The sequence below is a fragment of the Massilia terrae genome, assembly GCF_024753145.1.
In the GTDB taxonomy this organism is placed as follows: Bacteria; Pseudomonadota; Gammaproteobacteria; order Burkholderiales; family Burkholderiaceae_D; genus Telluria; species Telluria terrae.
Window position 1 is genome coordinate 1 of sequence record NZ_JANUGU010000012.1, and the last position, 22,234, is coordinate 22,234.

Here is a 22,234-nt window from a genome sequence, read left to right on the forward strand (position 1 = left end):
TGGAAATCATATCGTCTCACGACGTATAGGGAACGACGTGCTATCGCTATTCCTTAAACCGCCTGCTCACGCAGCGCGCGCTGCTTGCGCGAGCGGCTCACGAAGAACCAGATGATCGCGAGCGGCACCAGCAGCGGCAGCAGCAGCGGCGAGATGGCGGCGGCCAGCGCGAACGCGCCCAGGGCCAGGCCGCCGAGCAGCAGGACGCCGACGCCGGCGAACACCACCGCCAGCACAAGGCCCACCACCACCATCACGAAGCCGGCGAACAGCAGGCCGCCGCCCGCGAACAGGGCGCCGAGCAGGGCGCCGGCCGGACCGTCGATGCGGTCGCCGTCGAGGTCGATCACGGTGCCGCTCCAGTACATGAACACGGCGGAGACCAGCAGCACGGCCAGCAGCAGGATGACCCAGGGGGCGGATTTTTTCATGGCTTTCCTCGTTGTGTAAGTTGTTTGGTACGGTGCCACTGTATTCCCGCGCCCCGTCGCGGGCGAGCGGGATGCGACAGGATGCGTTTTTTGCGGGCCTGACGGCGATCCGCGCCGACGAACGTCTGTATTGGACCCGGACCGGGCCTTGAATTGCGCGGCTGGCTGTCTATACTGACAGTCCGCCTTTTGTTGGGGGAAACCATGCCAACAAGCACGCTACAGCTGCGCACGCATCCGCCTGCGCCGGCGTGTGCGTCCTGCGGCCCCAAAGGCCCGCCGTCCGCGCCACCGACCATCCCGCCCATCATCATCAACCCGTTCACGCGCGGCGAAGCGCCACGGCCCGTGGTCGATCCACCGGGACGCCCGCTGCGCCCGCCCCCAGTTCCGCCCCGCCGGCCCGGCGTCTTCGCCTGACGCCACAGTTTTCCATTTGGGCGCACGCAGCCGCGCCCTTAGCTGCTAATATTTCTCTGGCGCACTTTTTAGTTCAAGGGAAATAATGGAAAACCGTCTTCGCCGCCTCGAAGAGGTCCAGTCGATGCTGCTCGAAATCGGGCAGATGACGACCAGCTGCAACGACATCACGGAATTCATCCGTCTCGTGCACCGCGAACTGGGGCGGATCATGTACGCGGCCAACTTCTACGTGGCGCTGTGGGACCGCGAGGACCGCACGGTGCGCTTCGTGTATTTCGTCGACGAGCAGGACGCCTCGCCGGATCCGGAACTGCGCATGAAGCTGGCCTCGCCCGAGGACAGGCCGACCGCCTGGGTGATCCTGAACCGGCGCACGCTGGTGATCACGCGCGACCAGTTCGACGCGCTGGCCAAGGAGGGCAAGCGCTGGGGCGAGGGCTCGGCGGCCGAGCACTGGATCGGCTGCCCGCTGCTCGACCAGCAGCACGAGGCGCTGGGCGCGATCGTCATCCAGAGCTATTCGCCCGACCATACCTACAGCGACGAGGACCAGGCCCTGTTCGAGGCGATCGCCAATCACGTCTCGTTCGCGCTGCAGGGCCTGCAGAGCATGGACCGGCTGGAACGTGCCGTGCACGAGCGCACCGAGCGGCTCGAGCGGCAGAACGCGGCGCTGAACACGGCGCTGCACCAGCTGCAGGAAGCGCAGTCGGAACTGGTGCGGCAGGAGAAGCTGGCCTCGCTGGGACGGCTGGTGGCGGGCGTGGCGCACGAGATCAACACGCCGCTGGGCATCTGCGTGACCGCGACCAGCCACCTGGTGCAGGAGCTGAAGCTGGCGCGCCAGGAGATGGACGCGGGCGAGATGACCGAGGACAGCCTGGCCGGATTCTTCGACGTGGTCGACCAGTCGCTGCGCATCATGACCACCAACACCCAGCGCGCGGCGGCGCTGGTGCGCAGCTTCAAGCAGGTGGCGGTGGACCAGTCCTCGGACGGCCTGCGCGCCTTCAATCTGAACACCTACCTGAACGAGGTGCTGCTGTCGCTGCAGCCGAAGTTGAAAGGGCAGCAGGTGAAGGTGGACCTGCAATGTCCGACGGACCTGGTGCTGGACAGCTTCCCGGGCGCGGTGTCGCAGGTCGTGACCAATATGGTGGTGAACTCGCTGGTGCACGGCTATGAGCGCGACCAGAAAGGCACGATCACGATCCAGGTGGTGCCGGACGGGGAGATGGTGGTGTTCGACTACGCGGATGACGGGGCGGGGATGGATGAGGACACGCTGTCCAAGCTGTTCGATCCCTTCTTCACCACCAAACGGGGGAGCGGCGGCAGCGGGCTGGGGGCGCACATCCTGTACAACCTCGCGACCGGGCCGCTGGGCGGGACGGTGCATGTGGAGAGCGAGCTGGGGAAGGGCTTGCGGTATCAGCTTCGATTCCCGCGCAGCCGGCGCGAGGAGAGGGGGGAAGCCTGACAGCCTGCTCGCAAACGTCGTCCCGGCGCAGGCCGGGACCCATGGACCGCCTGCGCCGTCGAATCCTGAACCGCCGCAGGCCCGCTAACTCAGCATGGGTCCCGGCCTTCGCCGGGACGACGGCTTTCTTGCTGATGGCTGGGGCTTCAGCTTGCGACGCCCAGCGCCTTCAGTATCGGCAGATCACGCTCGCTGAACGTCTCGGCCAGCTCGCCCAGCTGGGCGATGTTTTCTTCGGCCGATTCAAGCGGCCGGCCGTCCTTGCTGAGCCTCTGCCCCTGCGCCGCCAGCACCGTCCACACGAAGCGCGCCCATTCCTGCGGGCTGTTCTGCCCCTGCTGCCGCGCCAGCAGGAACAGCTGCTCGAAGCGGCCGACCGGGATGCCGCCGCCGGTCACCGGGCTGGCCAGCGATCCCACCACGTTCGCGCCGCGCGCCTTGGCGATCAAAGCCTCGTTGAGCTTCTCGCAGCGCGGTTTCGCCGCCGCCGTCACCTGCTCGTCCTGCACCGTGACGAGGTCGCGTTTGCCCGCCAGGACCATCAGGGCCTGCACCAGCAGCGGAAACACCACCCCCGCATCCCTGACAGCCGCCTCGATCTGGCCGATGGAGCGCGGCTGGTGGCCGGCCAGGAAGTCGAGGATCGGCTGGTAGACCTGCGGCGCCAGCCCGGCCGCCTTGACGCTGCCGGTGGCCTGCAGGACGACCCGGTCGCGCGGCGTCACCAGCATCACCCTGTGCCGGCGTAGCGCCTCGGCCTGGTCGAACGCGGACAGGGTGCGCTTGCCCTTGACCCAGTAGTCGCGGCGGAAGGTCTGGCCGGTCATGAAGTCGCGCGTCGTCTCGCGCAGGGCCGTACTCGGGATCTCGTTCAGGAATTGCTGCTGCGCCGGCGTCAGGTCGATCGACTCGACGTGGTCGAGGTACTTGGCCGGGCAGGCATATTCCAGCTTGGCCGGCGCCAGCCATTTGGCCATGCGCGAGAACGACATCGGGTGCCAGTCGCGGTTGAAGTATTCGTGCGCCAGGTAGCTGCGCTCGTGGCTCTTCATATTGGCCAGGTTCTTCGCCACCTGCGGCATCTGGCGCGCATAGACCGGATCGGTCGCCATCAGGCGGTCGGCGAAGTCGAGCGCGTTGTCGATGCGCGCCGCGACGCCATGGCCGGGCGCGTCCATCACTTCGCTGTACTCGGACAGCAGGTCGCGCATCGGCACCATGGCGGCCCATCCGGGCTGGGTGTTGTAGCTGACGTAGAGGACGCCGCCGACCTTCAGCTTGCGGCGCACGAAATCGACGATGATGGTGCGGTTGGCGTCGGAGATCCAGCTCCAGATGCCGTGCATCGAGATGTAATCGAAGTCGGGCAGGTCGGGGCGCTTGCAGAATTCCTCGAAGGCTTCGTCGGACAGATCTGCTCCGGCGCCCGAAGCGGCGGCCAGCTCCTGCGCGAACGCGGCCTGTGACGGGTTGAAGTCATTGCCGTACCAGCGCGTGGTCGAAGCCGCCGCGTGCATATTGATGCTCACGCCCTGGCCGAAGCCCAGCTCGCAGGCGGTGCCGTTCTGCGGCAGCGCCAGTCCGGCGTTGAGGAAGGCCAGCTGGACGAACAGCGGGTTCAGTTCCGAGTAGTAGCCGTAGATGTAGGGGATGTCGGCCATGTAGCCAGCGGTCCAGTCGGTCATCGGGCATCCAGTCTGAAAATGGGATGCGCTATGTTACATGGACGGGCTGGGGATATTGAAAAAAAATGGGGTCAGGTCGTCCAAAGAATCAAGATTGCGAAACAGGACTTAGCGGGCGGGAATTTTGATTCTTTGGACGACCTGACCCCAATGTCTCAGTCCGGCCAGCTCTGGTTGATCGCCACCGCCTTGTCCATGTTCTTGATCAGCAGGTCGACGTAGTGCGGGTCGAGCTGGTGGCCGGCTTGTTCGCGCATGTATTCGGTGACCTGCTCGATCGGCCAGGCGGCCTTGTAGCAGCGCTTGTGCGACAGTGCGTCGAACACGTCGGCCACCGCCACCATGCGCGCGTACGGGTGGATCTGCTCGCCCTTCAGCCCCTGCGGGTAACCAGTACCGTCGTAGCGTTCGTGGTGCTGGTGCGCGATCACCGCGGCAGCCTTCAGGATCGGCCGCTGCGAGCCTGCCAGCAGCGAGCGCCCGACCTCCGGGTGCTGCTTCATGATCTCCCACTCTTCCGGTGTCAGCTTGCCCGGCTTGAGCAGCACCGCATCCGGCGTCGAGATCTTGCCGATGTCGTGCATCGGCGCCGCATGCATCACCACGCTGATCTCGTCGTCCGACATCCCGGCCGCTTCGCCCATCACCTGGCATACCTGCGCCATGCGGCGCACGTGGTTGCCCGCTTCGTGCGAGCGCGATTCGACCACGTCGCCCAGCCGCAGGATCATCTCGGCCTGGGTGTCGGTGATCTCCTTGTTGAGCAGGATGTTGTCGAAGGCGATCGCCACGCCCGAGCAGAACACTTCGAGCAGCTGGGCGTCGATCTCGGAGATCTCCTCGACGCCGCGCAGCACCAGCAGCGAGGCCTTGCCGCTGCTGTTGGGGAAGTAGCCGACGTAGGTGTCGCCGAACAGCTTGGAGATGCGGTTGGCGCGCGCTTCGTCCAGCTGCGCCAGCAGTTCCGGGCAGATGATGTCGCCGCCGATGTCGCCGATCCGGGCCAGCACTTCGTACTGGCTTTCGCCCGTGATCAGGCTGGCGCCGGCGACGCGCAGCAGCATGCTCTTTTCGAGCCGCAGCAGCGCCACCACCTGCTGCAGCAGGCCGCTGGCGAAGTCCTTCAGGTTGCGCTGCCTGAAGATGTGGCCCGACGCTTCGATCACCCGCTCCAGCCCTTCGCGGTAGCTGTGCTGGATGCGGCGCGCTTCCTCGACCTTCATGATGTCGCGGTAGGCGCGCAGCGCGGCGAAGGTGGTGGTGAACAGCTTGGTGCGGTCGAGCTCCGTCTTTTCCTTGTAGTCGTTGATGTCGTAATCGACGATGACCTTTTCTTCCGGCGCCTGGCCAGGCTGGCCGGTGCGCAGCACGATGCGGGTGAACTGGTTATCGAGGTCCTGGCGCATCCAGCGCGCCACTTCGAGGCCACTGTCCTCGCGCTCCATCACCACGTCCAGGAAGACCAGCGCGATGTCCTTTTCGCGCGCCAGCACCAGCTTCGCTTCCTCGCCGCTGTAGGCGTGCACGAAGGAGAGGGCGCGGCCGTCCAGCCGGAAGCGCGACAGCGTCAGCTTGGTGATGTCGTGGATGTCCGGCTCGTCATCGACAAGCAAAACTTTCCAGGGCGCCAGCTTCGGCGAGGCAGAAGACAGAAAGGGCATAACGCGTTCCGATTAGCGATGGTGGCAAATATTGGGACATGCGTAGCTGCAAGCGACTTCATGGCTTGTCACTTGATTGTAGTATGAGCAGGAAATATTAACAACGGGAAAGATTGTTGCTTTTTTGCAGTTTGTAACCGCGTGGTACGTGACAAGTTGACTTGCAGTTATCGGATCGTTTTTTCATTCATAGTGCTTTTGGCAACGTTCGCAGAAAAAGCTGCGCCGCTGGTGGCGGCCGAGCTTGGCTTTGCGGATTTCCGGCACGGTTGACCTCCCTTGAACCATTCTGGGCGGGGAGGGTATACACGACCTGAACGGGGACTAACATAGCGATACAAAGCAATGACAAAGGGCAGGGGCGTGAGCCGTGAAAGCGGCGTATATTGAAGAATGCAAGAAACCAACTGAAAGGACCGAACATGAAGACCCCGATTCGACAGATGGCCTTCGCAGGCCTGTGCCTGTTGAGTGCCACCAGCGCCTTCGCGGCGGAGGTGACGGTGCATTATGTTCAGCCGGATAAATTCGCCGACATGCCTTTCGAGCCCTGGGAGCGCGAGGATGTGATGAAGCAGCTGACCGAACATTTCGCCAAGCTCGGCCAGAGGTTGCCTTCCGACCAGACCCTCACCATCGACGTGCTCGATATCGACCTGGCGGGACGCGTCATCCCCAACACCCGCAGCGGGCGCGACCTGCGCATCATGAAAGGCGAGGCGGACTGGCCGCACATGCGCCTGCGGTATTCGCTGCAGCAGGGCGGCAATGTGGTTGCGAGCGGCGATGCCGATATCTCGGACATGGCCTACATGATGCACCTGAACCGCTACTCGGATGGCGATCCGCTGCGCTTTGAAAAGCAGATGCTCGACGAGTGGTTCGAGAAGACTTTCCTAGGCAAGCGGCGCTAATGTTCGCCCGTCGTTCCCTTGCACGAAAAAAAGCCCGGCATTCGCATGCCGGGCTGTGAAGGCGGGGACCAAGCCCGCTCGCTCCCTTAGGGGGTAACACGCAGGCGCCGCGCGGGATTCAGTTGGACTTCGGCGCGACCTTCGCCGCCACTTGCGGCGTGTTCGGTTCCTTGATCGTATAGTCGGACGGCACCGTGAACAGGGCGGCGGCCGGCTCTTCGCGTTTCAGGTTCTCCAGTCGATAGATATTGTCGCCGGTGCGCGGATCGCTGTGCTTGGAGTACAGCGTGATCTGCAGCTCGGGCGACCACCAGCTCTCGTCCGACACCGTGATCGGGTTGCGGTTGCCGATCTCGCCGGCCGGGATCTCGTAGCTGCGCAGCTTGCCCTGGGCCTTGACGCCGCCCATGTCGCGGGTGCCCAGGTCCTTGCTGGTGCTCTTGCCGGACCACTTGAAGTCACCGGCGACGTTGGCCAGCATCGGCTCCAGGCTGGACAGCGCGCGGATCCGGTCGTCGGTCATTTCCCTGGTGACGATGCGCACGTTTTCCTGCACGCGCTGCATCGCTTCGCCATTGTCGCGCTCGACGCGCTTGACGATGATTTCACGGCCGTCGCCGTCCTTGCGCATCTGCTCGGCTTGGGCACGGGCGGCCTCGGCGGCAGCGCGGCCGGCCCGCGCGGCGGCCCGTCCGGCTTCCGCGGCGGCCCGGCCGGCTTCGGCCCCGGCACGCGCGGCCTCGGCCGCAATGCGCGCCGGGTCGACACTCTTCAGCTTGAGCGCGGTCTTGTCTTGCGGGCGCAGCGACCAGGCCACGTTGGCCACCGGGTCGGTGATCATGATGCTGCTCACCTCGCCCTTGCGGTCGCGGCGCTCGACGCGCAGGCGGCCTTCGCTGTCGCGGTAGCTCATCGTGGTGGTGGTGTTGACGATCTGGTTGCCGTCGGGCAGAACCTGCTGGCGCTCGACCACTTCCTGCGCGCTGTACGGCGCGTTCTTGACCGCGCGGCCATGGATGCGCAGCATGCTGGTGGTGTTGACGGTCATCTTGCCGTCGGCCGTACGCAGCTGGGCCGGACCTTGCACGATCACCTCGCGTTGCGGCTTGGCCTGGTCGTCTTCGGCTGCGAGGGCCGGGCCCAGGGTGCACGCCAGCAAGGCGGCAAGCATCAGTTTGTTGGTGTTCATAGTGTCCTCGTGTTGCGGTTAATCGACTGAAGTCAGGCGGACGGCCAGCGGCGCGCCGTCGGAGCCGACCAGCATTTCGGCCTTGATCTGGTCGCCGGCGTTTTCCGGCGTGATGCTGACGCCCACGCCCATTCCGGCCAGCATGGTGCGCGGCACCTCGGCTTCGATCATGCGCGGCGCCGGTTCCGCTTCGATCCGTTCCGCCGTGTCGAGCGCGATGAAGACGCCGCCGCCATCGCGGCTGACCAGCGGCGCCGAAACGCTGCCACTGTGCAGCTGCGGGCCGTGTCCGGACAGCCCGAACACCAGCACCACCAGGGCGACGCTGGCGAAACTGCCGGCCAGGCTCCATTGCGGCGTGGCGAACCGCTCCCACCAGCGCGGCTTGCGCGGGAACTGCGCGGCGAAGGCTTGCAACAGGTCCTTTTCCACGTAGCGCGGCGTGTTCAGTTGCGCCATCTCCTGGCGCAGGCTGGCCAGCGGACCGGCCAGGATCGAATCGTTGGTTTGCTCATCCATTTGTTTCTCCTTCACGCGGCGCTCGCCGCCGGACGCCAGGCCGCCAGCCGCTTGGCCAGCGCGGCCCGTCCCCGCGACAGGCGCGAGCGCACGGTGCCGATGTCCACCTGGCAGACCGAAGCGATCTCCTGGTAGGACAGGTCTTGAATCTCGTACAAGATCACCACGTCGCGGTAATGCGGCGCCAGTTGCGACAGCGCGCGCCGCACCTCCTCGGCCGCTTCGTTGTCCAGCAGGCGGGCCAGCGGTTCCGGCTCGTCGCTGGCCAGCTCGGGGCCGCCCTCGTCCTCGTCGTCGCCGCCGTCCGCCAGCCGGCGCTCCCGGGCCGGCGCATGGCGCAGGGCCAGCATGCGCGCTACGCCGAACAGGAAGTGCTGCAGCTGGCCACGCAGCGGGTCGAACTGCAGCTTGCCGGTCAGCAGGCCCATGAAGGCTTCCTGCACGATGTCGGCGGCCGTGTCCGATGAGCCGCAGCGCAGCAGGGCGTAGCGGTACAGCGGGCCCTGGTGGCGCCGGTACAGGGCGTTGAACGCGGCGGCCAGGCCGGTTTTTGCCTGGCGCAGCAGTTCGCTGTCTGATGGGTCGGTGGCGGTCATGGTGGTGGTCTTTTCAAGTATTCCACCGGGGGAGGGGGAAAGTTCCCGGAATCTTGATGATGAAATCTTATTTCATATTTTAGTTATTTATGAAATAAAATTTTATCGACGGAGCGAGGGCTCCCATGGGGCCTCGCCTTCGCAAGGACGACGTTGCTGAGCGCTGGTGGGGGCCGGTCAGACCCAGTTGACGCGGTCGAACTTGGTGCGGAAGTCGTCGGGCATGGCGACGACTTCGCTGGTCTTGTAGTTGAAGAAGACGAAACCGGACTTGGCCATCGCGATGAGGGTGCGGTCCTGCGGGCGGGTGACGCGAAAGATGATGTCGCCGCCGTATTTGTTGAAGTCCATGACGCCGACTTCGAACAGCAGCTGGTCGCGCGCGTGCGCCTCGGCCCGGTAGGTGGTGGCGAGGTCGGTGACGATGATGCCGTTGCCGTCGCGCTCGGTCTCGGAAACGCCGAACTCGAACAGGAAGCGCGCCCGCGCCTCGGAGATCATGGAGATCATCGAGTCATTGCCGAGGTGGTTGCCGGCATTGACGTCGGTGACGCGGACCGTCAGCGGCGTCGAGTAGTACCACTGGTCTTCGGGGAAGTGCAGTTGTAAGCGTGCCATGGCAGGCATTCTAACCCGGCCGCCGGACCGGGACGCCGGAACCCGGCCGGCGTCCGATTGAGGCGGCTCAGCGCGTCAGGCGGTAGATCAGGATAGCCGTGCGGATCGCGGCGCGCTGCACCGAGGCCAGCTCCAGCCGCTCGCTGGGCGAATGCGCGCCGGAGCCGCTCGCGCCCAGGCCGTCCAGGCTGTCGATGTAGGGCGCGATGAACTGGATGTCACCGGCGCCGCGGGCCTCGGCCGGCACCGCGCCGACTTCGCCCAGGCCGGCGTCAACGCTGGCTTGCGAGTAGGCGGCCAGCACGTTCAGGTTGCCCGGCGTGACCGCCATCGGCGGATAGGAGTCGCGGAAATTGATGGTCGCGCTGGCGCCGGGCAGGCTGTGCGCGACGATCTCGCGCATCTTGGCCTGGGCCCGGTCGCGCTGGGCGTAGTCGAGGTAGCGCAGGTCGCCTTTGACCGTGACGGTGTTGGCGATCACGTTGGTCTTGCCGGCGGCGGTGCCTTTCGAATTGGCGTCGTCGAAGGCGACTTCGGTCCCGCCCAGGATCACCCCCGGGTTGAAGGTCAGCCCTTGTTCCGGCACCTGCTGGCGGAAGGCGTCGAGGATGCGCGCCGCTTCGTACACGGCGCCGTAGCCCGCGCCCGGTCCGAACACGCCGGACGAGTGGCCTTGCTTGCCCTTGACTTCCAGCTCGAAGAAGGCGGTGGCGCGGCGGGCCACGGTGGCGCGCGGCTGGCCGTTGCGGTCGCCGACCATGCCTTCGAAACTGAGCGCGATATCGCTGCGCTTGGCCAGCTCGACCATCGGTCCGCGCGAGACCGCCTTGGGATTGCCGGCTTCCTCCTCGTCGCCGGTGAACATCACGGAGATCGTGGTGTTGTCGAGCGCGCCGACCTGCTTGAGCGCGCGCAGCGCTGCGATGATGGCGACGTCGCCGGCCTTCATGTCCGACACGCCCTGGCCGCGCACGCCGTCGCCGTCCAGTTGCCACAGCGGCGCCGTGCTGTCCGGCTCGAACACCGTGTCCATGTGGCCGAGCAGCAGGATGCGCTTGCCTTGGGTGCCGGTGCGGGTCGCGACCAGATGGCCGGCGCGGCCCATTTCCGGCGGCATGTCGACCCAGGTGGTCTTGAAGCCGAGCTCGTCGAACTGCTGGCGGAACAAGGCCCCGACGTCGCGCACGCCTTTCAGGTTGAGCGTTCCGCTGTTGATCCTGGCGGCGCGTTCGAGCAGGGCGATGGCTTCGCCGTCGTGGGCTTTGACCGCGGCGACGATCTGTTGTTCCACAGGCGACAGCTCGCCCGCTTGCGATGTTGCGCAAATCGCGGCGGCGGCGAGTGCGAGGCCAAGTGTGAAGCGCATGTGACATCCCCCTGTTGAGCAAGGAGTCAAATGTACTACCTCGTGGCAACTTAGCAAAGAGGGGAATTGGCGGTACTTACAATGGATTCACGGACGCGGCGGCAATTCGGGCGGCCGGCGGCGCGTCTTCCTGACCATGCCTTGCGGGTCGATCAGCACCACGAATTCGCTGTAGCGGCCGCCATCGGCGGGCACCTGGTACATCCATGCCTGGTAGCCGCTGTCGAAGCTCACGGCGGCATCTGTCTTGCCGAGCGTGGCCAGCAGCTGGGCCTTGGTGGACTGGCCGGGCACGACCTGTGCGCTGCGGTCGGGCGCCACCACGGTGCCTTCCAGCGCGGTCCGGGTGGCGCAGCCGGCCAGCATGGCCAGCGCGAGGAACAGGGCGGCTTTCATGGCGTATCGCTCATGTAGTCGAACTCGACCAGGGTATCGTCGGGCCAGCCCGGGTCCCAAATCGGCACGTAATAAGTGCGGTCCAGCAGCACCTGGCAATCGCAGTAGCGCAGCCTGCTGCCGGTCTGCTCGCCGCCCGCGTACAGCATCTTGAACGGCATCACTTCGGTGCGCTCGCCGGCGTGCAGCGTGACCGAGAACACGGGGCGCTCGGCAAAGAACAGGTAGTGGCCGTCGGCGTTGTTGCAGACCTGGTCGGTGCTGGTGAGGGCGTCCGACAGCCAGCCGAACATTGGCGAGCTGTTCGAAATGAGGCCGGCGTCCATCCCGACCCGGCATTCGAGGCGCAGGTCGCCCAGGCGGCGCATGCCGGCCGGAACGCCGGGCGACAGCACTTGTGCGCGCCAGGTCATGCTGGTGGTCTTGCGATTGGCGATCACGGCCGCGTCCTCGCGCAGCGCCTGCTCGTTATTCGGGAGCACGAAAGTATTGTCCGGCGCGACCGGCACCGGGACCGTGATGTGGTCGCCCACCACGCGCATGGTGATGCCGCGCATGTCCACCGTCGGCAGGCGCGGCAGGAGCTGGAAACGCAGCGTGGCCCGGGGCGCCAGCGCATGGTCGCGCTCGAAGCGTTGCATGCCCGCGATCATCTTCCGATACGACTTGTCGACCGGGTCGCGGGTGCTGCGCACGGTCACGGTCTGGGGCGCCGCCGCCGGAGTGGCGTCCTGGCCGAAGGCTGGCGCGGCCAGCAGCAGGAGGAGCAGGCATGCGGGCAGCCTGTTCATGATTTACCAGTAGCGCACGCGCCCGGTATCGACGTGGACGAAATTGGAGTCCGGGTAGTAGCCGACGCCGCCGGCGCGCATCGCCATCGCGGTCTTGTGCAGGCTGGCCAGGTTCTGGCCCGGCATGCGGATGTCGATCGCCTTGCCTTCCATGTGCAGGCTGTGTTTCGCCACGCCTTCGGTATTGGCGTGCAACATCGCATTCGTTTCTGACGAGCGATAGCCGGAAATCACGTGCAGCACGTTCTGCGACCCGAACTGGGCGCTGATCTTGTTCAGCAGGAACAGCAGTTGCGGATCGATGGCTTCGACCTTGTTGTTGCGATAGTCACGCAGCAATTTGTTGATGTCCTGCAGCGCATCCGGCACGAACAAGCCTTCGGCCCAGAAAGTGGTCTTGAGGCTTTCGCCGGTGTGGATGTTGTAGAGGCGCAGCGAGCGCTCGGTGGGGGAGGCGGTGGCCGCTGCCGCCGCCGCGACGTCGGCCGAGCGCGCCAGTGCGGGCAGGCCGAGGGTGGAAGCAAGGACGGCGGAAGTTTTCAAGAAAGAACGTCGTTGATTCATAGTAATTCCTTGGATGAATTCGACTGCCTCCATCATACCTTCGCGAAGCAAATTCTGCAGGCAGTGTTTTGGTTTTCGCCCGTCACTACGGGCGAAACGCCGAGTTCGCTGAACGTTTTTTTGTCGCTTGAAACGGACGAATTTGCTGTATCGGACCTGCGCCCAGCCGCGTTTGCGGCGCATGTCGGGGCTGTTTGATCCAGGTCGAAAAAGCGGGCGCGCCGCTTGCGATGATGAGTCGTCCTTTGCCGGGCCTGCATCGTCGCTGGCCCCGGGCACTGAGCGAGGTGCGCCATGTTTCGCAAGCTATTTTCCAGGGCTGTCGCGGCATCGCAGTGGTGGCGGGCGCGCGCGGTCGCCACCGCGGCGCTGGCGCCGCCGGTGGCGCTGCCCGGCGTCGGCGCGGCGGGCCTGTACCTTGTGGCCGTGCTGGTGCTGCCGGCATTCTGCTTCCTGTACGGGCTGGACGCGTTTCCGCTGCGCGACAACAACGAAGGCCTGTACGCCGAGATCGCGCGCGAAATGCTGGACGGCGGCAGCTATGTGGTGCCGCACCTGAACGGCGTGCCCTACATCGAAAAGCCGCCGCTGCTGTACTGGCTGTGCGCGCTGTCGATGCACCTGCTGGGGCCGACACCGGCGGCGGCGCGGCTGGTATCGGCCGGCGCCATGCTGCTGCTGTCGCTCGGCCTGTTCCAGTTCTGCCGCCTGCACGGCAACTTCCGCGCCGGCGTGTTCGCCGCGGCGGGCATGGCCAGCGCGCTGCCGGTGGCGGTGGTGTCGCACGTGGTCCTGTTCGACCCGCTGCTGACGGCGCTGCTGGGCGGCAGCCTGCTGTGCTACCTGCACAGCTACCTCACGCGCAGCCGCCGCGCCTGGCTCGCCGCGGCGGTGTTCCTCGGCCTGGCGATCATGGAGAAGGGCGGGGTGGCGCTGGTGCTGGCCGGCGGCACGGTCGGCACCTTCCTGCTGCTGATGCGCGACGGCGGCGGCTGGCGCCGACTGTTCGACCGCACTGCCGTGCTGGTGCTGCTGGCGGTCGCCGGAACCTGGCATGTGCTCGCATCCGGCATGCAGCCCGGTTTCGCGCACTTCTATTTCATCAACGAGCACGTGCTGCGCTTCCTCGGCCAGCGCCTGCCGGACGACTACCACCACGGGCCGCTGTGGTTCTACCTGCCGCGCCTGCTGCTGATGCTGGCGCCGTGGACGCCCTTCCTCTTGCTCCTGCTGCCACGCCGTGGCGCGCGGGCGCAGGCGCCGCCCGCCATCGTGCGCTTCTGCCAGGCCGCGGTCGCGTTCCCGCTGCTGTTCTTTTCGCTGTGCGCAGCCAAGGCGGATTACTACCTGATGGTCGCCCTGCCGGGCTTGCTGCTGTGGCTGGGTATCGAGCTGTCGCAGCGGCTGGCCGCGCCGGACCGGCTGCTTGCCTGGTGCTGGGCCGTGTCGCTGGGATTGGCGGCGCTGGCCATGTTCGCCGCGCCGGCGGCGATGGGCGGCGACATCACGCCGCCGCTGCTGCTCGTGCTGCTGGCGGCGGTGGGCGCGCTGGCGCTCGGCGGACACAGCCTGTTCCTGCGGCTGCGCAGCGTGGCCGCGCGCGAGCTCGCGCTGTTGGGTGTGGCCGTGCTCGCGGGCGCGGCGCTGGTGCCGCTGTTCCATGCCGCGGACGCCCGCAGTGCGCGCGACAGCAGCGTGTACGTGGCGCGCATCCTCGGCGCGAACCCGGTGCCGGACGGCGCCGTGTTCATCTACCGCGACTTCGAGGACATGTTCTCGACCTTGCCGTTTTACCTCGGGCGCACGGTGCCCATCATCGACAGCGCCAGCCGTGACCTGCAGTTCGGCTGCCGGCGCGACAGTGGCAGCGCGTGCATCTCGGCGGCGCAGTTCCTGCAGGCGCGTGCGCGCGGGCCGGTGGCGGTGGTGCTGCAGGCCTCACGGGCGCCGGAGTTCCTGGCGATGGCCGGGCCGGGGCGCTGGCGGGCGGAGTGGGTGGGAGGGAAGATGGTGCTGTTTGGCGGGCCGTAGGCCGGATCAGCCTGCGAGGGCAAGCCAAATCAAAAAAAACGAACGTCGTTCCCGCGGAGGCGGGAAGTCCCGCCTTTGCGTTGTGCCCCTGTTTGCGTTCACCGCGCTGCACGCAAAATGGGGTTCCCGCTTCTGCGGGAATGACGTTCTCGTCTCTCCGATAGCCATGTCGAAACGCAGCTTGCTCAGCCTCCTTGCTTCGCCTTCTGCTCCCGCTGCGCCTTGCTGTACGCCCGGAACGCCTCGATCTGCTCCGCGCGGCGCAGGATCTTCGCGTGCGGATCCAGCGTGTAGGTCGCCCCCGGCGGCAACTCGATGCTGCCCTTGCCGCCGTCCATCGCCACCCGCACGATCTGCTCCGCCGTCCCGGCGAGCGCCGCCCCGGTGCGCGGCGCGGCCAGCCCGACCCGCACCTCGACCGGCATCGGGAACGGCTTGCCGTTCGCCGTCTTCCATGCGAGCTCAAGCCGGTCGCCATTGCGCGTGGCCAGCAGTTCCGGCAGCGCGGCCTGGTACAGGTACTGGTCGAAGAACCAGCCGAGGTCTCGGCCGGTGGCCTGCTTCACGTTCGCGATGAACTCGACCGTGCTGCCGTAGCGCGGCGCAAAATTGCCCGGGCGCGGCTGGTCGGTACCGTACACCTCCATGCGGATCGCGCGGAAGAAGGCCTCGTCGCCGATCAGGTTACGCAGCGTGTGCAGCACCAGCGAGCCCTTCATGTAGATATCCTGGCCGGGACCGCCGCGCTTCTCGTCGTACACGTCTTCCTCGGTGCGTTCCTTGCCCGACACGATCGCCGCCTTGTCCTGGATCCGTGTGCGCTGCTGCAGCAGGCTGGCGAAATATTCCATGTCGCCGCGCAGGTACTGCATGTACAGCGGCTGCATATACGTGCCGAAGGCCTCGTGCAGCCACATATCGTCCCAGTTCTGGTTGGTCAGCTGGTTGCCGAACCACTCATGCGCGAACTCGTGCTGCAGCAAATCGTCGTAGCCGTATTCCGTCTTCGCGTACTTGTTGCCGTAGGCATTGATGGTCTGGTGCTCCATGCCCTTGTGCGGCGTCTCCACCACGCCCATCTTCTCGTCGCCGAAGGGATAGGGACCGATCGTGCTCTCGAAGAAGTCGAGGATCAGCGGGAATTCCTTGAACAGTTCCTGCGCCTCCTTCTCGTGCTCGGGCAGGTAGAACATGCTCAACGGGATGCGGTTGCCGAAGCGGCTCGCATACTCGGCCGACAGCTGCTTGTACGGTCCCACGTTCACCGAGATGCCGTAGGTGCTCGGGTTCTTGGCGCGCCAGTGCCAGGTGCGCCAGCCATTGGCCTCGTCCATGCCGAGCGGCACGCCGTTGCCGGCCGCGACCAGCGGCGCCGGCACCGTGAAATGTTCCTCGACCACTTTCGCCTTGCCCATCGGATGATCGATGCACGGCCAGAACAGGTCGCAGCCTTCGCCCTCGACCGCGCTCGCCACCCACGGCTGGCCGTCCGGCGTGGTCGACCACACGAAGCCGCCGTCCCACGGCGCCCGCTTGGCGACATGCGGCTGGCCGTGGTAGACCACCCGCACTTTCACCTGCGCGCCGGCCGCCAGCGGATGCGGCAACTGCACCGCGAGCCGGCCTTCGGGGTTGCTGTATGCACTCGCCGCCAGCCGCTCGCCATCCACCTCGACCGCGTCGATCGGCAAGTTGCGGTCCAGGTCCAGCACCACGCGCTGCACGGCCTCGCGCGCGGTCAGGGTCAGCAGTGCGTCGCCGGCGATGCTGCGGCTGGACGGATCGATCTTCAGCTTCAGGTCGGCTTTCTCGAACACGACCGCCAGCTGCTCGGGCGGCCGCGGCAGGCCCGATTCGACGGTGGTGGCGGTGAGCGGGGCTTGCTGGGTCGCGCAGGCCGACAGCAGCAGGCTGGCGCAGGCAATCAGTGTCTTCTTCATTGTTGTATTGACGAGCTCACGTTCGAGAAAGGTTGTTGAAGGCCGGAAATTTATCACACTGGTAAAGACCAGCGGCAGCGGCGTGCGTGCGACAATCCCGGCCCGATTCGGGAATACTCGCCGCAGGAGGACGATATGGACGACGTGAAGCTGGACCTGGCGCGCACCGCGCTCGTGATGATCGACCTGCAGCATGGCATCGTGCCGCGCCCGTGGGCGCCGTACACGGGCGAACAGGTGGTAGGCAACTGCGTGCTGCTGTCACAGGAGATGCGCAACCGCGGCGCGATGGTGGTCTACGTGCACGTGTTGCTGAACGAATTGTTGGTGCGCCAGGTCGACGTGCCGGCCAGCGCGCCCGGCGTCGCGCCACCGCCGCCGCAAGCGTCGCAGCTGGTGCCGGAAGCCGGTGTCGAAGCCACGGACGTGGTGGTGGTCAAGCGTTCCTGGGGCGCCTTCTACGGCACCGAGCTCGACCAGTTGCTGCGCCGGCGCGGCATCAAGACCATCCTGATGGCCGGCATCGCCACCAATATGGGCGTCGAATCGACCGCCCGCGCGGCCTTCGACCACGGTTACGACCTGGTGTTCGCCGAAGACGCGATGACCAGTTTCAGCGCCGAGGCCCACCGGTTTGCCTGCGAAAACATGTTCCGCCGCATGGGCCGGGTGCGCACCACGACGCACCTGCTGCAGGCGCTGCGCGCGGGCACGGGTGAGGCTTGAGTCCTCGATAACGTCGTTCCCCGCAGGCGGGAACGACGTCTCGTGAGAGCCAGGCGGTAACTCTTACGGCACCAGCGGCGGCCGCTCACCGGCCGCCCGCACCTGCGCCGCGATTTCGTACGAGCGCAGCCGCGCTGGGTGGTCGAAGATCTGCGACGCGATCATCAGCTCGTCCGCGCCGGTGCGCTCGATGAAGGCGGCGATCTGCGCCGATACCGTGTCATACGAACCGATCGCCGAGCATGACAGCACCTGATCGAGCATCGCCCGTTCGGCCGGCCCCAGCGCTTCGAGATAGCCCGCCACCGGCGGCTGCAGCCGCGTCGGACGGCCGCTGCGCAGATTGACGAAGGCCTGCTGCATCGAGGTCGCCAGCAGCCGGGCCTGCTCGTCGGTATCGGCCGCGAACACATTCAAGCCCAGCATGACGTATGGCTTGTCGAGCTGGGCCGACGGCCGGAAGGTGGCGCGGTAGATCTCGATCGCCTGCATCATCATCTGCGGCGCGAAGTGCGAGGCAAAGGCGAACGGCAAGCCCAGCGCTGCGGCAAGTTGCGCGCCGAACAGGCTGGAGCCGAGGATCCACAGCGGCACCTTGAGCCCCGCGCCCGGCACCGCGCGCACCTGGCGCCGCGGCGAGTCGGCGAAATAATCCATCAGTTCCACCACGTCCTGCGGGAACTCGTCCGCATCGGACGACAGATTGCGCCGCAGCGCGCGCGCCGTCACGTGGTCGGAGCCGGGCGCGCGGCCCAGGCCGAGGTCGATGCGGCCGGGGAACAGCGATTCGAGCGTGCCGAACTGCTCCGCGATCACCAGCGGTGAATGGTTCGGCAGCATGATGCCGCCAGCCCCCACCCGGATGCGTTCCGTGCCGCCGGCCACGTGCGCCATCAGCACCGCGGTGGCCGCGCTGGCGATGCCCGGCATGCCATGGTGTTCGGCCAGCCAGAAGCGCTGGTAGCCCAGGCGTTCGCCGTATTGGGCCAGGTTGAGGGAGCGTTGGAAGGATTGCGCCGCATCGCCGCCTTCGGTGATCGGTGCCAGGTCGAGTATCGAGAACGGAATCATGGCGGGCATCATACGCCGTTCCGTTTCCAGGCGTGCGCACCCGTAAAGATTGACCCGTCAGTACGGCCTGCCTATTATTTCCCGACATTAATTCTGCGGACCGACCATGGCTTCCATCCATTTCACCCGCCGCGCCAGCCTGCTGGCCGCGCTCAGCGCCGCCCTCCTGGCCGGCTGCACCCAGATGCCGGCCGCGCAGCAGGCGCCCGTGGTGCCGGCCACCGCCAGCCAGCACGAGCTCGATACCGCGCGCTTCGCCCAGCTCGATGCCGCGATCGACGCCGCCATCGGCGAGCACAAGCTGCCCGGCGCCGTGCTCCACCTGGAGCGCAACGGCGTGGTCTACGAAAAGGGCTATGGCCTGCAAAGCTACGAGCCGGGTGCCGCCGGCGTCACGCCCGACACCGTGTTCGACGCCGCCTCGCTGACCAAGGTGATCGCCACCGCGCCCTCGGTGCTGGTGCTGGCGGAGCAGGGCAAGATCGACCTCGACGCCCGCCTGGTCCAGTATTTTCCCGAATGCGCCAGCGGCGGCAAGCAGGCGATCACCATCCGCCACTTGCTGACCCACACCTCCGGCCTGCCTTCGGGCCTGCCGCCGACGCCGGCCTGGCACGGCTCGGCCGCGGCCCACGCGCTGGCCTGCTCGCTGCCGGTGACCAATCCCCCCGGCACCTTGTTCCGCTATTCGGACGTCAACTACGTGCTGCTCGGCCAGCTGGTCGAGAAGGTGTCCGGCACCACGCTCGACCAGTTCGCGCAGCAACATATCTACACGCCGCTGAAGATGGTCGACAGCGGCTTCCAGCCGCTCAAGCGCTTCCAGCCCGGGCAGATCGCCCCGACCCACAAGTCGCCGGAAGACCCCAACCAGCGCGCCCCGCACGGCGACGTCGCCTCCGGCCAGCTGCTGCAGGGCGTGGTGCACGATCCGACCGCGCGCCGGATGGATGGCGTGGCCGGCTCGGCCGGACTGTTCACCACCGCGCGCGACCTGGCGCGCTATGCCCGCATGCTGCTGAACGGCGGCCAGCTCGACGGCGTGCGCATCCTCAGCCCCAACAGCGTGCGCCTGATGACCACGCCGCAGTCGCCGGCCGGCATCGAAGCCGTCCGCGGCATGGGCATGGACATCAATTCGCCCTACGCGGTGCGCCCCCGCGGCACGGTGTTCCCGGTGGGCAGCTTCGGCCACACGGGTTTTACCGGCTGCATCTTGTGGATCGATCCCAACTCGCACACTTTCTATGTGTTCCTGTCGAACCGGGTGTACCCTGACGACAAGAGCAATGTGCTGCCGCTGTACACCCAGCTCGGCACGCTCGCGGCGCAGGCGGCGCTCGGTTTCGATTACGCCACTGTCCAGCCCATCGCCATGGCGCGCTGAGCAGCTTTTGCGCGCGCTGGTCCATTCGGTTTTCCGGGTGGCTACCGCGCGCTGTTTTTACGTCGACCGCTTTACACTCGGCCCTCCCTCGCTTGTATCAGCCGATATTGTTGAGGTATTGCCCCCCAACTCACAGGAGATCGACATGAAAATGAATAAGCTGTTGAAAGCATTGCTCGGCGCTTCTGTCGCCGCCGCGATGTTCACCTCGGTGAATGTCCAGGCACAGTCGAGCAGCACGTCCGGCCAGACCGCCGCCGACCAGAGCACCAGCACCACGACCGAGCAGACCACGCCCAAGAAGCACCACAAGAAGAAAGCCAAGAAGCACCACAAGGCCTCGTCCTCGACCGGCAGCAGCCAGATGGGCACCAGCGGATCGAGCACCGGCGCCACCACCGGCAACGAGAGCGGTACCAGTGGCATGAGCGGCAGCAGCAGGACCAGCGGCTCGATGGACACCGGCACCAGCGGCACCAGCGGTAGCAGCGGCTCGATGGGGACGACGTCCGGCACCTCGGGCATGTCCGGCATGACGATGTCGCCCGCCACGCGGGCCACGCCCGCCACCCCCGCCACCCCGACGACTCCGGCCACCCCGGCCACTCCGGCTACCCCGCCCACCCCGACTACCCCGACCACGCCTCCCTCCAACAGCGGCAATCGCGGATATTAAATTCGCTAGTGCCTGAAGTAACAAAAACACCAGCTGCGGCTGGTGTTTTTTTATGCAATCCGCATAGGGAAAGCTACATTGTCAATGTAGTGTGCCGTTTTGTAACGGTTCGGTGCCGGCGCGCGAGAAACAGGGCGCGTGGTATCCCGAGCACGCCGTGTACCGGGTCGCGTTCCGGGTCGAGGATCCGGCCGGCGCGCTGGCGGGCCGCGCCTGGCGCGGCACCGCGGTGATCGATGCGAAATGGGAAGCGCCGGGCGCGCGCTTCGTGCGCACGCTGGCGTCGCTGCTGCGGCGCGAAGCCGGGTTCTGAGGAATCAGTTCTCGCGCAGGAAGGAGACCAGGTGCGGATTGACCGCGTCCGGATCCTCCACCACGGTCATGTGGCCAAGGCCCGTCAGCGACACGAAGCGCGCCTGTGGGATCGCTTGCTGCACCAGGGCGTGCTCCGCGTAGGGCACCGTGGTATCGCGCTCGCCCCACACCAGTTCGACCGGAATCTTCGCGCGGCCGACCGCCTCGAAGTCGGGGATCGAGGACTGCGTGGTGGTGTTGCGGATGGTCGACAGGATCGCGCGGCCGAAGCCGTCGTAGCGCATCTGCGGCTCGAAGCGCGCGCTCCAGCCGGGCAGCTTTTCCGGGTGCGGGAAGTCTTCGGTCTGGCTGCTCGCGAGGTCCGGCAGGAACCACGAGCGGGCCAGCCACTCGCCCACGCCCGGCCAGGCCATCACGCCGATGTCGCGCGGCTGGTTGAACGGCGCCACCAGCACCAGCCGTTGCACCCGCTCCGGATGCGCCGCGGCGAAATGGCCGACCACCGCGCCGCCCATCGACAGGCCGACCAGGCGGGCCTTCTGCAGGTGCAGCGCGTCCATCAGCTCGCCCAGCTCGCCGGCGAACAGGTCGCGGTCGTAGCGCACGTCCGGACGGTCGCTCCAGCCGCGGCCATACAGGTCGAAGCTGATCGCGCGGAAACCGGCGCCGGCCAGCGCGCTACGGGTGGCGTCGAAGGCGTAGTCGGGCACCGAGAAGCCGTGCACCAGCACCACCGGCGCACCGTCGGCCGGGCCGGCCACGCGGTAATGCACCATGCCGTGCGACAGGCGCACGAACTGGCCGGGCGCCTGCTTGCGCGCGGCGTCGTCGAGGGTCAGCGATTCGCGGTTGCGCGCGTAGGGCACCGCGACCAGGATGGCGGCGACCGCGGCCAGCGCGGCGATCAGGAAGGTGCGCAGGCGGCGCGGGCGGGCAGTGTCCATGGGCATGCGGGAAGTGGCAGTTCCCGCATTTGACACTTGCTAATAAGTAATGTCAACGAGTACGGAGCAAGCGCCTCAGGCGGCGCGGGCCGGCGCGTCCGGGACCAGCACCTTGCCGAAGTAGCCGTACTGCAGGCTGGAGGCGATGCGGCGGCCGACGGCCTGGAATTCCTGCGCCACGGCCGGCTCGAACAGCGCGTCGGTCTTGGCGAAGAACAGGTCGAGCCAGCGCCGGAAATGGTCGGGCTCGATGCCGATCAGCGCCATGTGCGTGCCGAAGACATTGCCCGAGAAGTTGTGCGTGCCCAGCATCACTGTCGACCAGAAATCCACCATCCGCGCCAGGTGCGCGTCCCAGCGCTCGCCGATGGCGCCGTTGAACACGGGGCCGAGCACGGCGTCGGCGCGCACGTCGTCGTAGAACTGGTGGACCAGGGCCTGGATCGAGTCGCGCTCGAGGGGAAGGGTGGGCATGGCGGGCTTTCGGGACGGTCTGACCTCATGATGCTAC

The 22,234-nt window shown here is 66.6% G+C and carries 23 protein-coding genes; 8 read left to right on the forward strand and 15 right to left on the reverse strand.

Annotated elements, in window-relative coordinates; all coding sequences use genetic code 11:
• Window positions 1–53: 53 nt before the first annotated feature.
• The gene (locus NX778_RS23255) at window positions 54–431 is read right to left on the reverse strand and encodes a hypothetical protein (RefSeq protein WP_258814196.1); all 378 of its coding nucleotides are present in this window, start codon (window positions 429–431) and stop codon (window positions 54–56) included.
• A 505-nt stretch (window positions 432–936) separates the two neighbouring features.
• On the opposite strand from NX778_RS23255, the gene NX778_RS23260 reads away from it, so the two are divergent.
• Window positions 937–2,334, forward strand: coding sequence for a GAF domain-containing sensor histidine kinase (locus NX778_RS23260; protein WP_258814197.1), 1,398 nt, complete (start codon window positions 937–939; stop codon window positions 2,332–2,334).
• 146 nt (window positions 2,335–2,480) lie between these two features.
• On the opposite strand, the gene NX778_RS23265 is transcribed toward NX778_RS23260, so the two are convergent.
• Together NX778_RS23265 and NX778_RS23270 are read right to left on the reverse strand one after the other, a co-directional pair.
• Complete coding sequence (locus tag NX778_RS23265; protein WP_258814198.1) at window positions 2,481–4,019, reverse strand: class I SAM-dependent methyltransferase; 1,539 nt, start codon at window positions 4,017–4,019, stop codon at window positions 2,481–2,483.
• Window positions 4,020–4,174: 155 nt separating this feature from the next.
• A complete protein-coding gene (locus tag NX778_RS23270) occupies window positions 4,175–5,680 on the reverse strand; it encodes an HD domain-containing phosphohydrolase (protein ID WP_258814199.1) in 1,506 nt (501 codons plus the stop codon).
• A gap of 422 nt (window positions 5,681–6,102) precedes the next feature.
• Here NX778_RS23270 and NX778_RS23275 point away from each other — a divergent pair, with 422 nt between their 5' ends.
• Window positions 6,103–6,594, forward strand: a complete 492-nt coding sequence (locus NX778_RS23275) for a DUF3016 domain-containing protein (RefSeq protein WP_258814200.1) — start codon at window positions 6,103–6,105, stop codon at window positions 6,592–6,594.
• Window positions 6,595–6,712: 118 nt separating this feature from the next.
• On the opposite strand, the gene NX778_RS23280 is transcribed toward NX778_RS23275, so the two are convergent.
• The 8 genes from NX778_RS23280 to mepK all read right to left on the reverse strand — a co-directional run bounded on the left by NX778_RS23280 (window position 6,713) and on the right by mepK (window position 12,612).
• On the reverse strand, window positions 6,713–7,783 hold the full coding sequence (locus NX778_RS23280; RefSeq protein WP_258814201.1) for a hypothetical protein: 1,071 nt from the start codon (window positions 7,781–7,783) through the stop codon (window positions 6,713–6,715).
• A gap of 18 nt (window positions 7,784–7,801) precedes the next feature.
• Complete coding sequence (locus NX778_RS23285) at window positions 7,802–8,302, reverse strand: hypothetical protein (RefSeq protein ID WP_258814202.1); 501 nt, start codon at window positions 8,300–8,302, stop codon at window positions 7,802–7,804.
• 11 nt (window positions 8,303–8,313) lie between these two features.
• The gene (locus tag NX778_RS23290; RefSeq protein WP_258814203.1) at window positions 8,314–8,898 is read right to left on the reverse strand and encodes an RNA polymerase sigma factor; all 585 of its coding nucleotides are present in this window, start codon (window positions 8,896–8,898) and stop codon (window positions 8,314–8,316) included.
• A gap of 177 nt (window positions 8,899–9,075) precedes the next feature.
• Window positions 9,076–9,516 (reverse strand): thioesterase family protein, encoded by a 441-nt coding sequence (locus NX778_RS23295; RefSeq protein WP_258814204.1) that lies wholly within the window; start codon window positions 9,514–9,516, stop codon window positions 9,076–9,078.
• A 67-nt stretch (window positions 9,517–9,583) separates the two neighbouring features.
• Window positions 9,584–10,882, reverse strand: coding sequence for a M20/M25/M40 family metallo-hydrolase (locus tag NX778_RS23300; RefSeq protein ID WP_258814205.1), 1,299 nt, complete (start codon window positions 10,880–10,882; stop codon window positions 9,584–9,586).
• 87 nt (window positions 10,883–10,969) lie between these two features.
• Window positions 10,970–11,278, reverse strand: coding sequence for a hypothetical protein (locus tag NX778_RS23305; RefSeq protein ID WP_258814206.1), 309 nt, complete (start codon window positions 11,276–11,278; stop codon window positions 10,970–10,972).
• Window positions 11,275–12,069 carry a hypothetical protein gene (locus NX778_RS23310; protein ID WP_258814207.1) on the reverse strand — a complete coding sequence of 265 codons (795 nt, stop codon included), beginning with the start codon at window positions 12,067–12,069 and terminating at the stop codon, window positions 11,275–11,277. Before NX778_RS23310 ends, NX778_RS23305 begins: the two co-directional genes overlap by 4 nt.
• A 3-nt stretch (window positions 12,070–12,072) precedes the next feature.
• Window positions 12,073–12,612 (reverse strand): peptidoglycan L,D-endopeptidase MepK, encoded by a 540-nt coding sequence (gene mepK, locus NX778_RS23315; RefSeq protein ID WP_258814208.1) that lies wholly within the window; start codon window positions 12,610–12,612, stop codon window positions 12,073–12,075.
• A 30-nt stretch (window positions 12,613–12,642) separates the two neighbouring features.
• Between mepK and NX778_RS23320 the strand changes: the two genes are divergently transcribed.
• Both NX778_RS23320 and NX778_RS23325 read left to right on the forward strand, forming a co-directional pair.
• Window positions 12,643–12,831, forward strand: coding sequence for a hypothetical protein (locus tag NX778_RS23320; protein WP_258814209.1), 189 nt, complete (start codon window positions 12,643–12,645; stop codon window positions 12,829–12,831).
• Window positions 12,832–12,927: 96 nt separating this feature from the next.
• Window positions 12,928–14,664, forward strand: coding sequence for an ArnT family glycosyltransferase (locus NX778_RS23325; RefSeq protein ID WP_258814210.1), 1,737 nt, complete (start codon window positions 12,928–12,930; stop codon window positions 14,662–14,664).
• A 185-nt stretch (window positions 14,665–14,849) separates the two neighbouring features.
• On the opposite strand, the gene NX778_RS23330 is transcribed toward NX778_RS23325, so the two are convergent.
• On the reverse strand, window positions 14,850–16,604 hold the full coding sequence (locus tag NX778_RS23330; RefSeq protein ID WP_258814211.1) for a M1 family metallopeptidase: 1,755 nt from the start codon (window positions 16,602–16,604) through the stop codon (window positions 14,850–14,852).
• Between the two features lie 135 nt (window positions 16,605–16,739).
• Here NX778_RS23330 and NX778_RS23335 point away from each other — a divergent pair, with 135 nt between their 5' ends.
• Window positions 16,740–17,330: an isochorismatase family protein gene (locus tag NX778_RS23335; RefSeq protein WP_258814212.1), complete on the forward strand. Its 591-nt coding sequence runs from the start codon at window positions 16,740–16,742 to the stop codon at window positions 17,328–17,330.
• A 63-nt stretch (window positions 17,331–17,393) separates the two neighbouring features.
• Here the strand turns inward: NX778_RS23335 and NX778_RS23340 are convergent, their stop codons facing one another.
• A complete protein-coding gene (locus tag NX778_RS23340) occupies window positions 17,394–18,401 on the reverse strand; it encodes an LLM class flavin-dependent oxidoreductase (protein ID WP_258814276.1) in 1,008 nt (335 codons plus the stop codon).
• A 106-nt stretch (window positions 18,402–18,507) separates the two neighbouring features.
• On the opposite strand from NX778_RS23340, the gene NX778_RS23345 reads away from it, so the two are divergent.
• The 3 genes from NX778_RS23345 to NX778_RS23355 all read left to right on the forward strand — a co-directional run bounded on the left by NX778_RS23345 (window position 18,508) and on the right by NX778_RS23355 (window position 20,777).
• Window positions 18,508–19,788, forward strand: coding sequence for a serine hydrolase domain-containing protein (locus NX778_RS23345; RefSeq protein ID WP_258814213.1), 1,281 nt, complete (start codon window positions 18,508–18,510; stop codon window positions 19,786–19,788).
• Window positions 19,789–19,933: 145 nt separating this feature from the next.
• On the forward strand, window positions 19,934–20,464 hold the full coding sequence (locus tag NX778_RS23350; protein WP_258814214.1) for a hypothetical protein: 531 nt from the start codon (window positions 19,934–19,936) through the stop codon (window positions 20,462–20,464).
• 91 nt (window positions 20,465–20,555) lie between these two features.
• Window positions 20,556–20,777: a hypothetical protein gene (locus NX778_RS23355; protein WP_258814215.1), complete on the forward strand. Its 222-nt coding sequence runs from the start codon at window positions 20,556–20,558 to the stop codon at window positions 20,775–20,777.
• A gap of 4 nt (window positions 20,778–20,781) precedes the next feature.
• On the opposite strand, the gene NX778_RS23360 is transcribed toward NX778_RS23355, so the two are convergent.
• Complete coding sequence (locus NX778_RS23360; RefSeq protein WP_258814216.1) at window positions 20,782–21,723, reverse strand: alpha/beta fold hydrolase; 942 nt, start codon at window positions 21,721–21,723, stop codon at window positions 20,782–20,784.
• A 75-nt stretch (window positions 21,724–21,798) separates the two neighbouring features.
• Window positions 21,799–22,197 carry a group III truncated hemoglobin gene (locus NX778_RS23365; RefSeq protein WP_258814217.1) on the reverse strand — a complete coding sequence of 133 codons (399 nt, stop codon included), beginning with the start codon at window positions 22,195–22,197 and terminating at the stop codon, window positions 21,799–21,801.
• Between the last annotated feature and the right edge of the window lie 37 nt (window positions 22,198–22,234).

Coding starts and splice junctions, on each gene's coding strand:
- NX778_RS23255 (WP_258814196.1), bottom strand. CDS start 431: ATGAAAAAATCCGCCCCCTGGGTCATCCTGCTGCTGGCCGTGCTGCTG.
- NX778_RS23260 (WP_258814197.1), top strand. CDS start 937: ATGGAAAACCGTCTTCGCCGCCTCGAAGAGGTCCAGTCGATGCTGCTC.
- NX778_RS23265 (WP_258814198.1), bottom strand. CDS start 4,019: ATGACCGACTGGACCGCTGGCTACATGGCCGACATCCCCTACATCTAC.
- NX778_RS23270 (WP_258814199.1), bottom strand. CDS start 5,680: ATGCCCTTTCTGTCTTCTGCCTCGCCGAAGCTGGCGCCCTGGAAAGTT.
- NX778_RS23275 (WP_258814200.1), top strand. CDS start 6,103: ATGAAGACCCCGATTCGACAGATGGCCTTCGCAGGCCTGTGCCTGTTG.
- NX778_RS23280 (WP_258814201.1), bottom strand. CDS start 7,783: ATGAACACCAACAAACTGATGCTTGCCGCCTTGCTGGCGTGCACCCTG.
- NX778_RS23285 (WP_258814202.1), bottom strand. CDS start 8,302: ATGGATGAGCAAACCAACGATTCGATCCTGGCCGGTCCGCTGGCCAGC.
- NX778_RS23290 (WP_258814203.1), bottom strand. CDS start 8,898: ATGACCGCCACCGACCCATCAGACAGCGAACTGCTGCGCCAGGCAAAA.
- NX778_RS23295 (WP_258814204.1), bottom strand. CDS start 9,516: ATGGCACGCTTACAACTGCACTTCCCCGAAGACCAGTGGTACTACTCG.
- NX778_RS23300 (WP_258814205.1), bottom strand. CDS start 10,882: ATGCGCTTCACACTTGGCCTCGCACTCGCCGCCGCCGCGATTTGCGCA.
- NX778_RS23305 (WP_258814206.1), bottom strand. CDS start 11,278: ATGAAAGCCGCCCTGTTCCTCGCGCTGGCCATGCTGGCCGGCTGCGCC.
- NX778_RS23310 (WP_258814207.1), bottom strand. CDS start 12,069: ATGAACAGGCTGCCCGCATGCCTGCTCCTCCTGCTGCTGGCCGCGCCA.
- NX778_RS23325 (WP_258814210.1), top strand. CDS start 12,928: ATGTTTCGCAAGCTATTTTCCAGGGCTGTCGCGGCATCGCAGTGGTGG.
- NX778_RS23330 (WP_258814211.1), bottom strand. CDS start 16,604: ATGAAGAAGACACTGATTGCCTGCGCCAGCCTGCTGCTGTCGGCCTGC.
- NX778_RS23335 (WP_258814212.1), top strand. CDS start 16,740: ATGGACGACGTGAAGCTGGACCTGGCGCGCACCGCGCTCGTGATGATC.
- NX778_RS23340 (WP_258814276.1), bottom strand. CDS start 18,401: ATGATTCCGTTCTCGATACTCGACCTGGCACCGATCACCGAAGGCGGC.
- NX778_RS23345 (WP_258814213.1), top strand. CDS start 18,508: ATGGCTTCCATCCATTTCACCCGCCGCGCCAGCCTGCTGGCCGCGCTC.
- NX778_RS23350 (WP_258814214.1), top strand. CDS start 19,934: ATGAAAATGAATAAGCTGTTGAAAGCATTGCTCGGCGCTTCTGTCGCC.
- NX778_RS23360 (WP_258814216.1), bottom strand. CDS start 21,723: ATGGACACTGCCCGCCCGCGCCGCCTGCGCACCTTCCTGATCGCCGCG.
- NX778_RS23365 (WP_258814217.1), bottom strand. CDS start 22,197: ATGCCCACCCTTCCCCTCGAGCGCGACTCGATCCAGGCCCTGGTCCAC.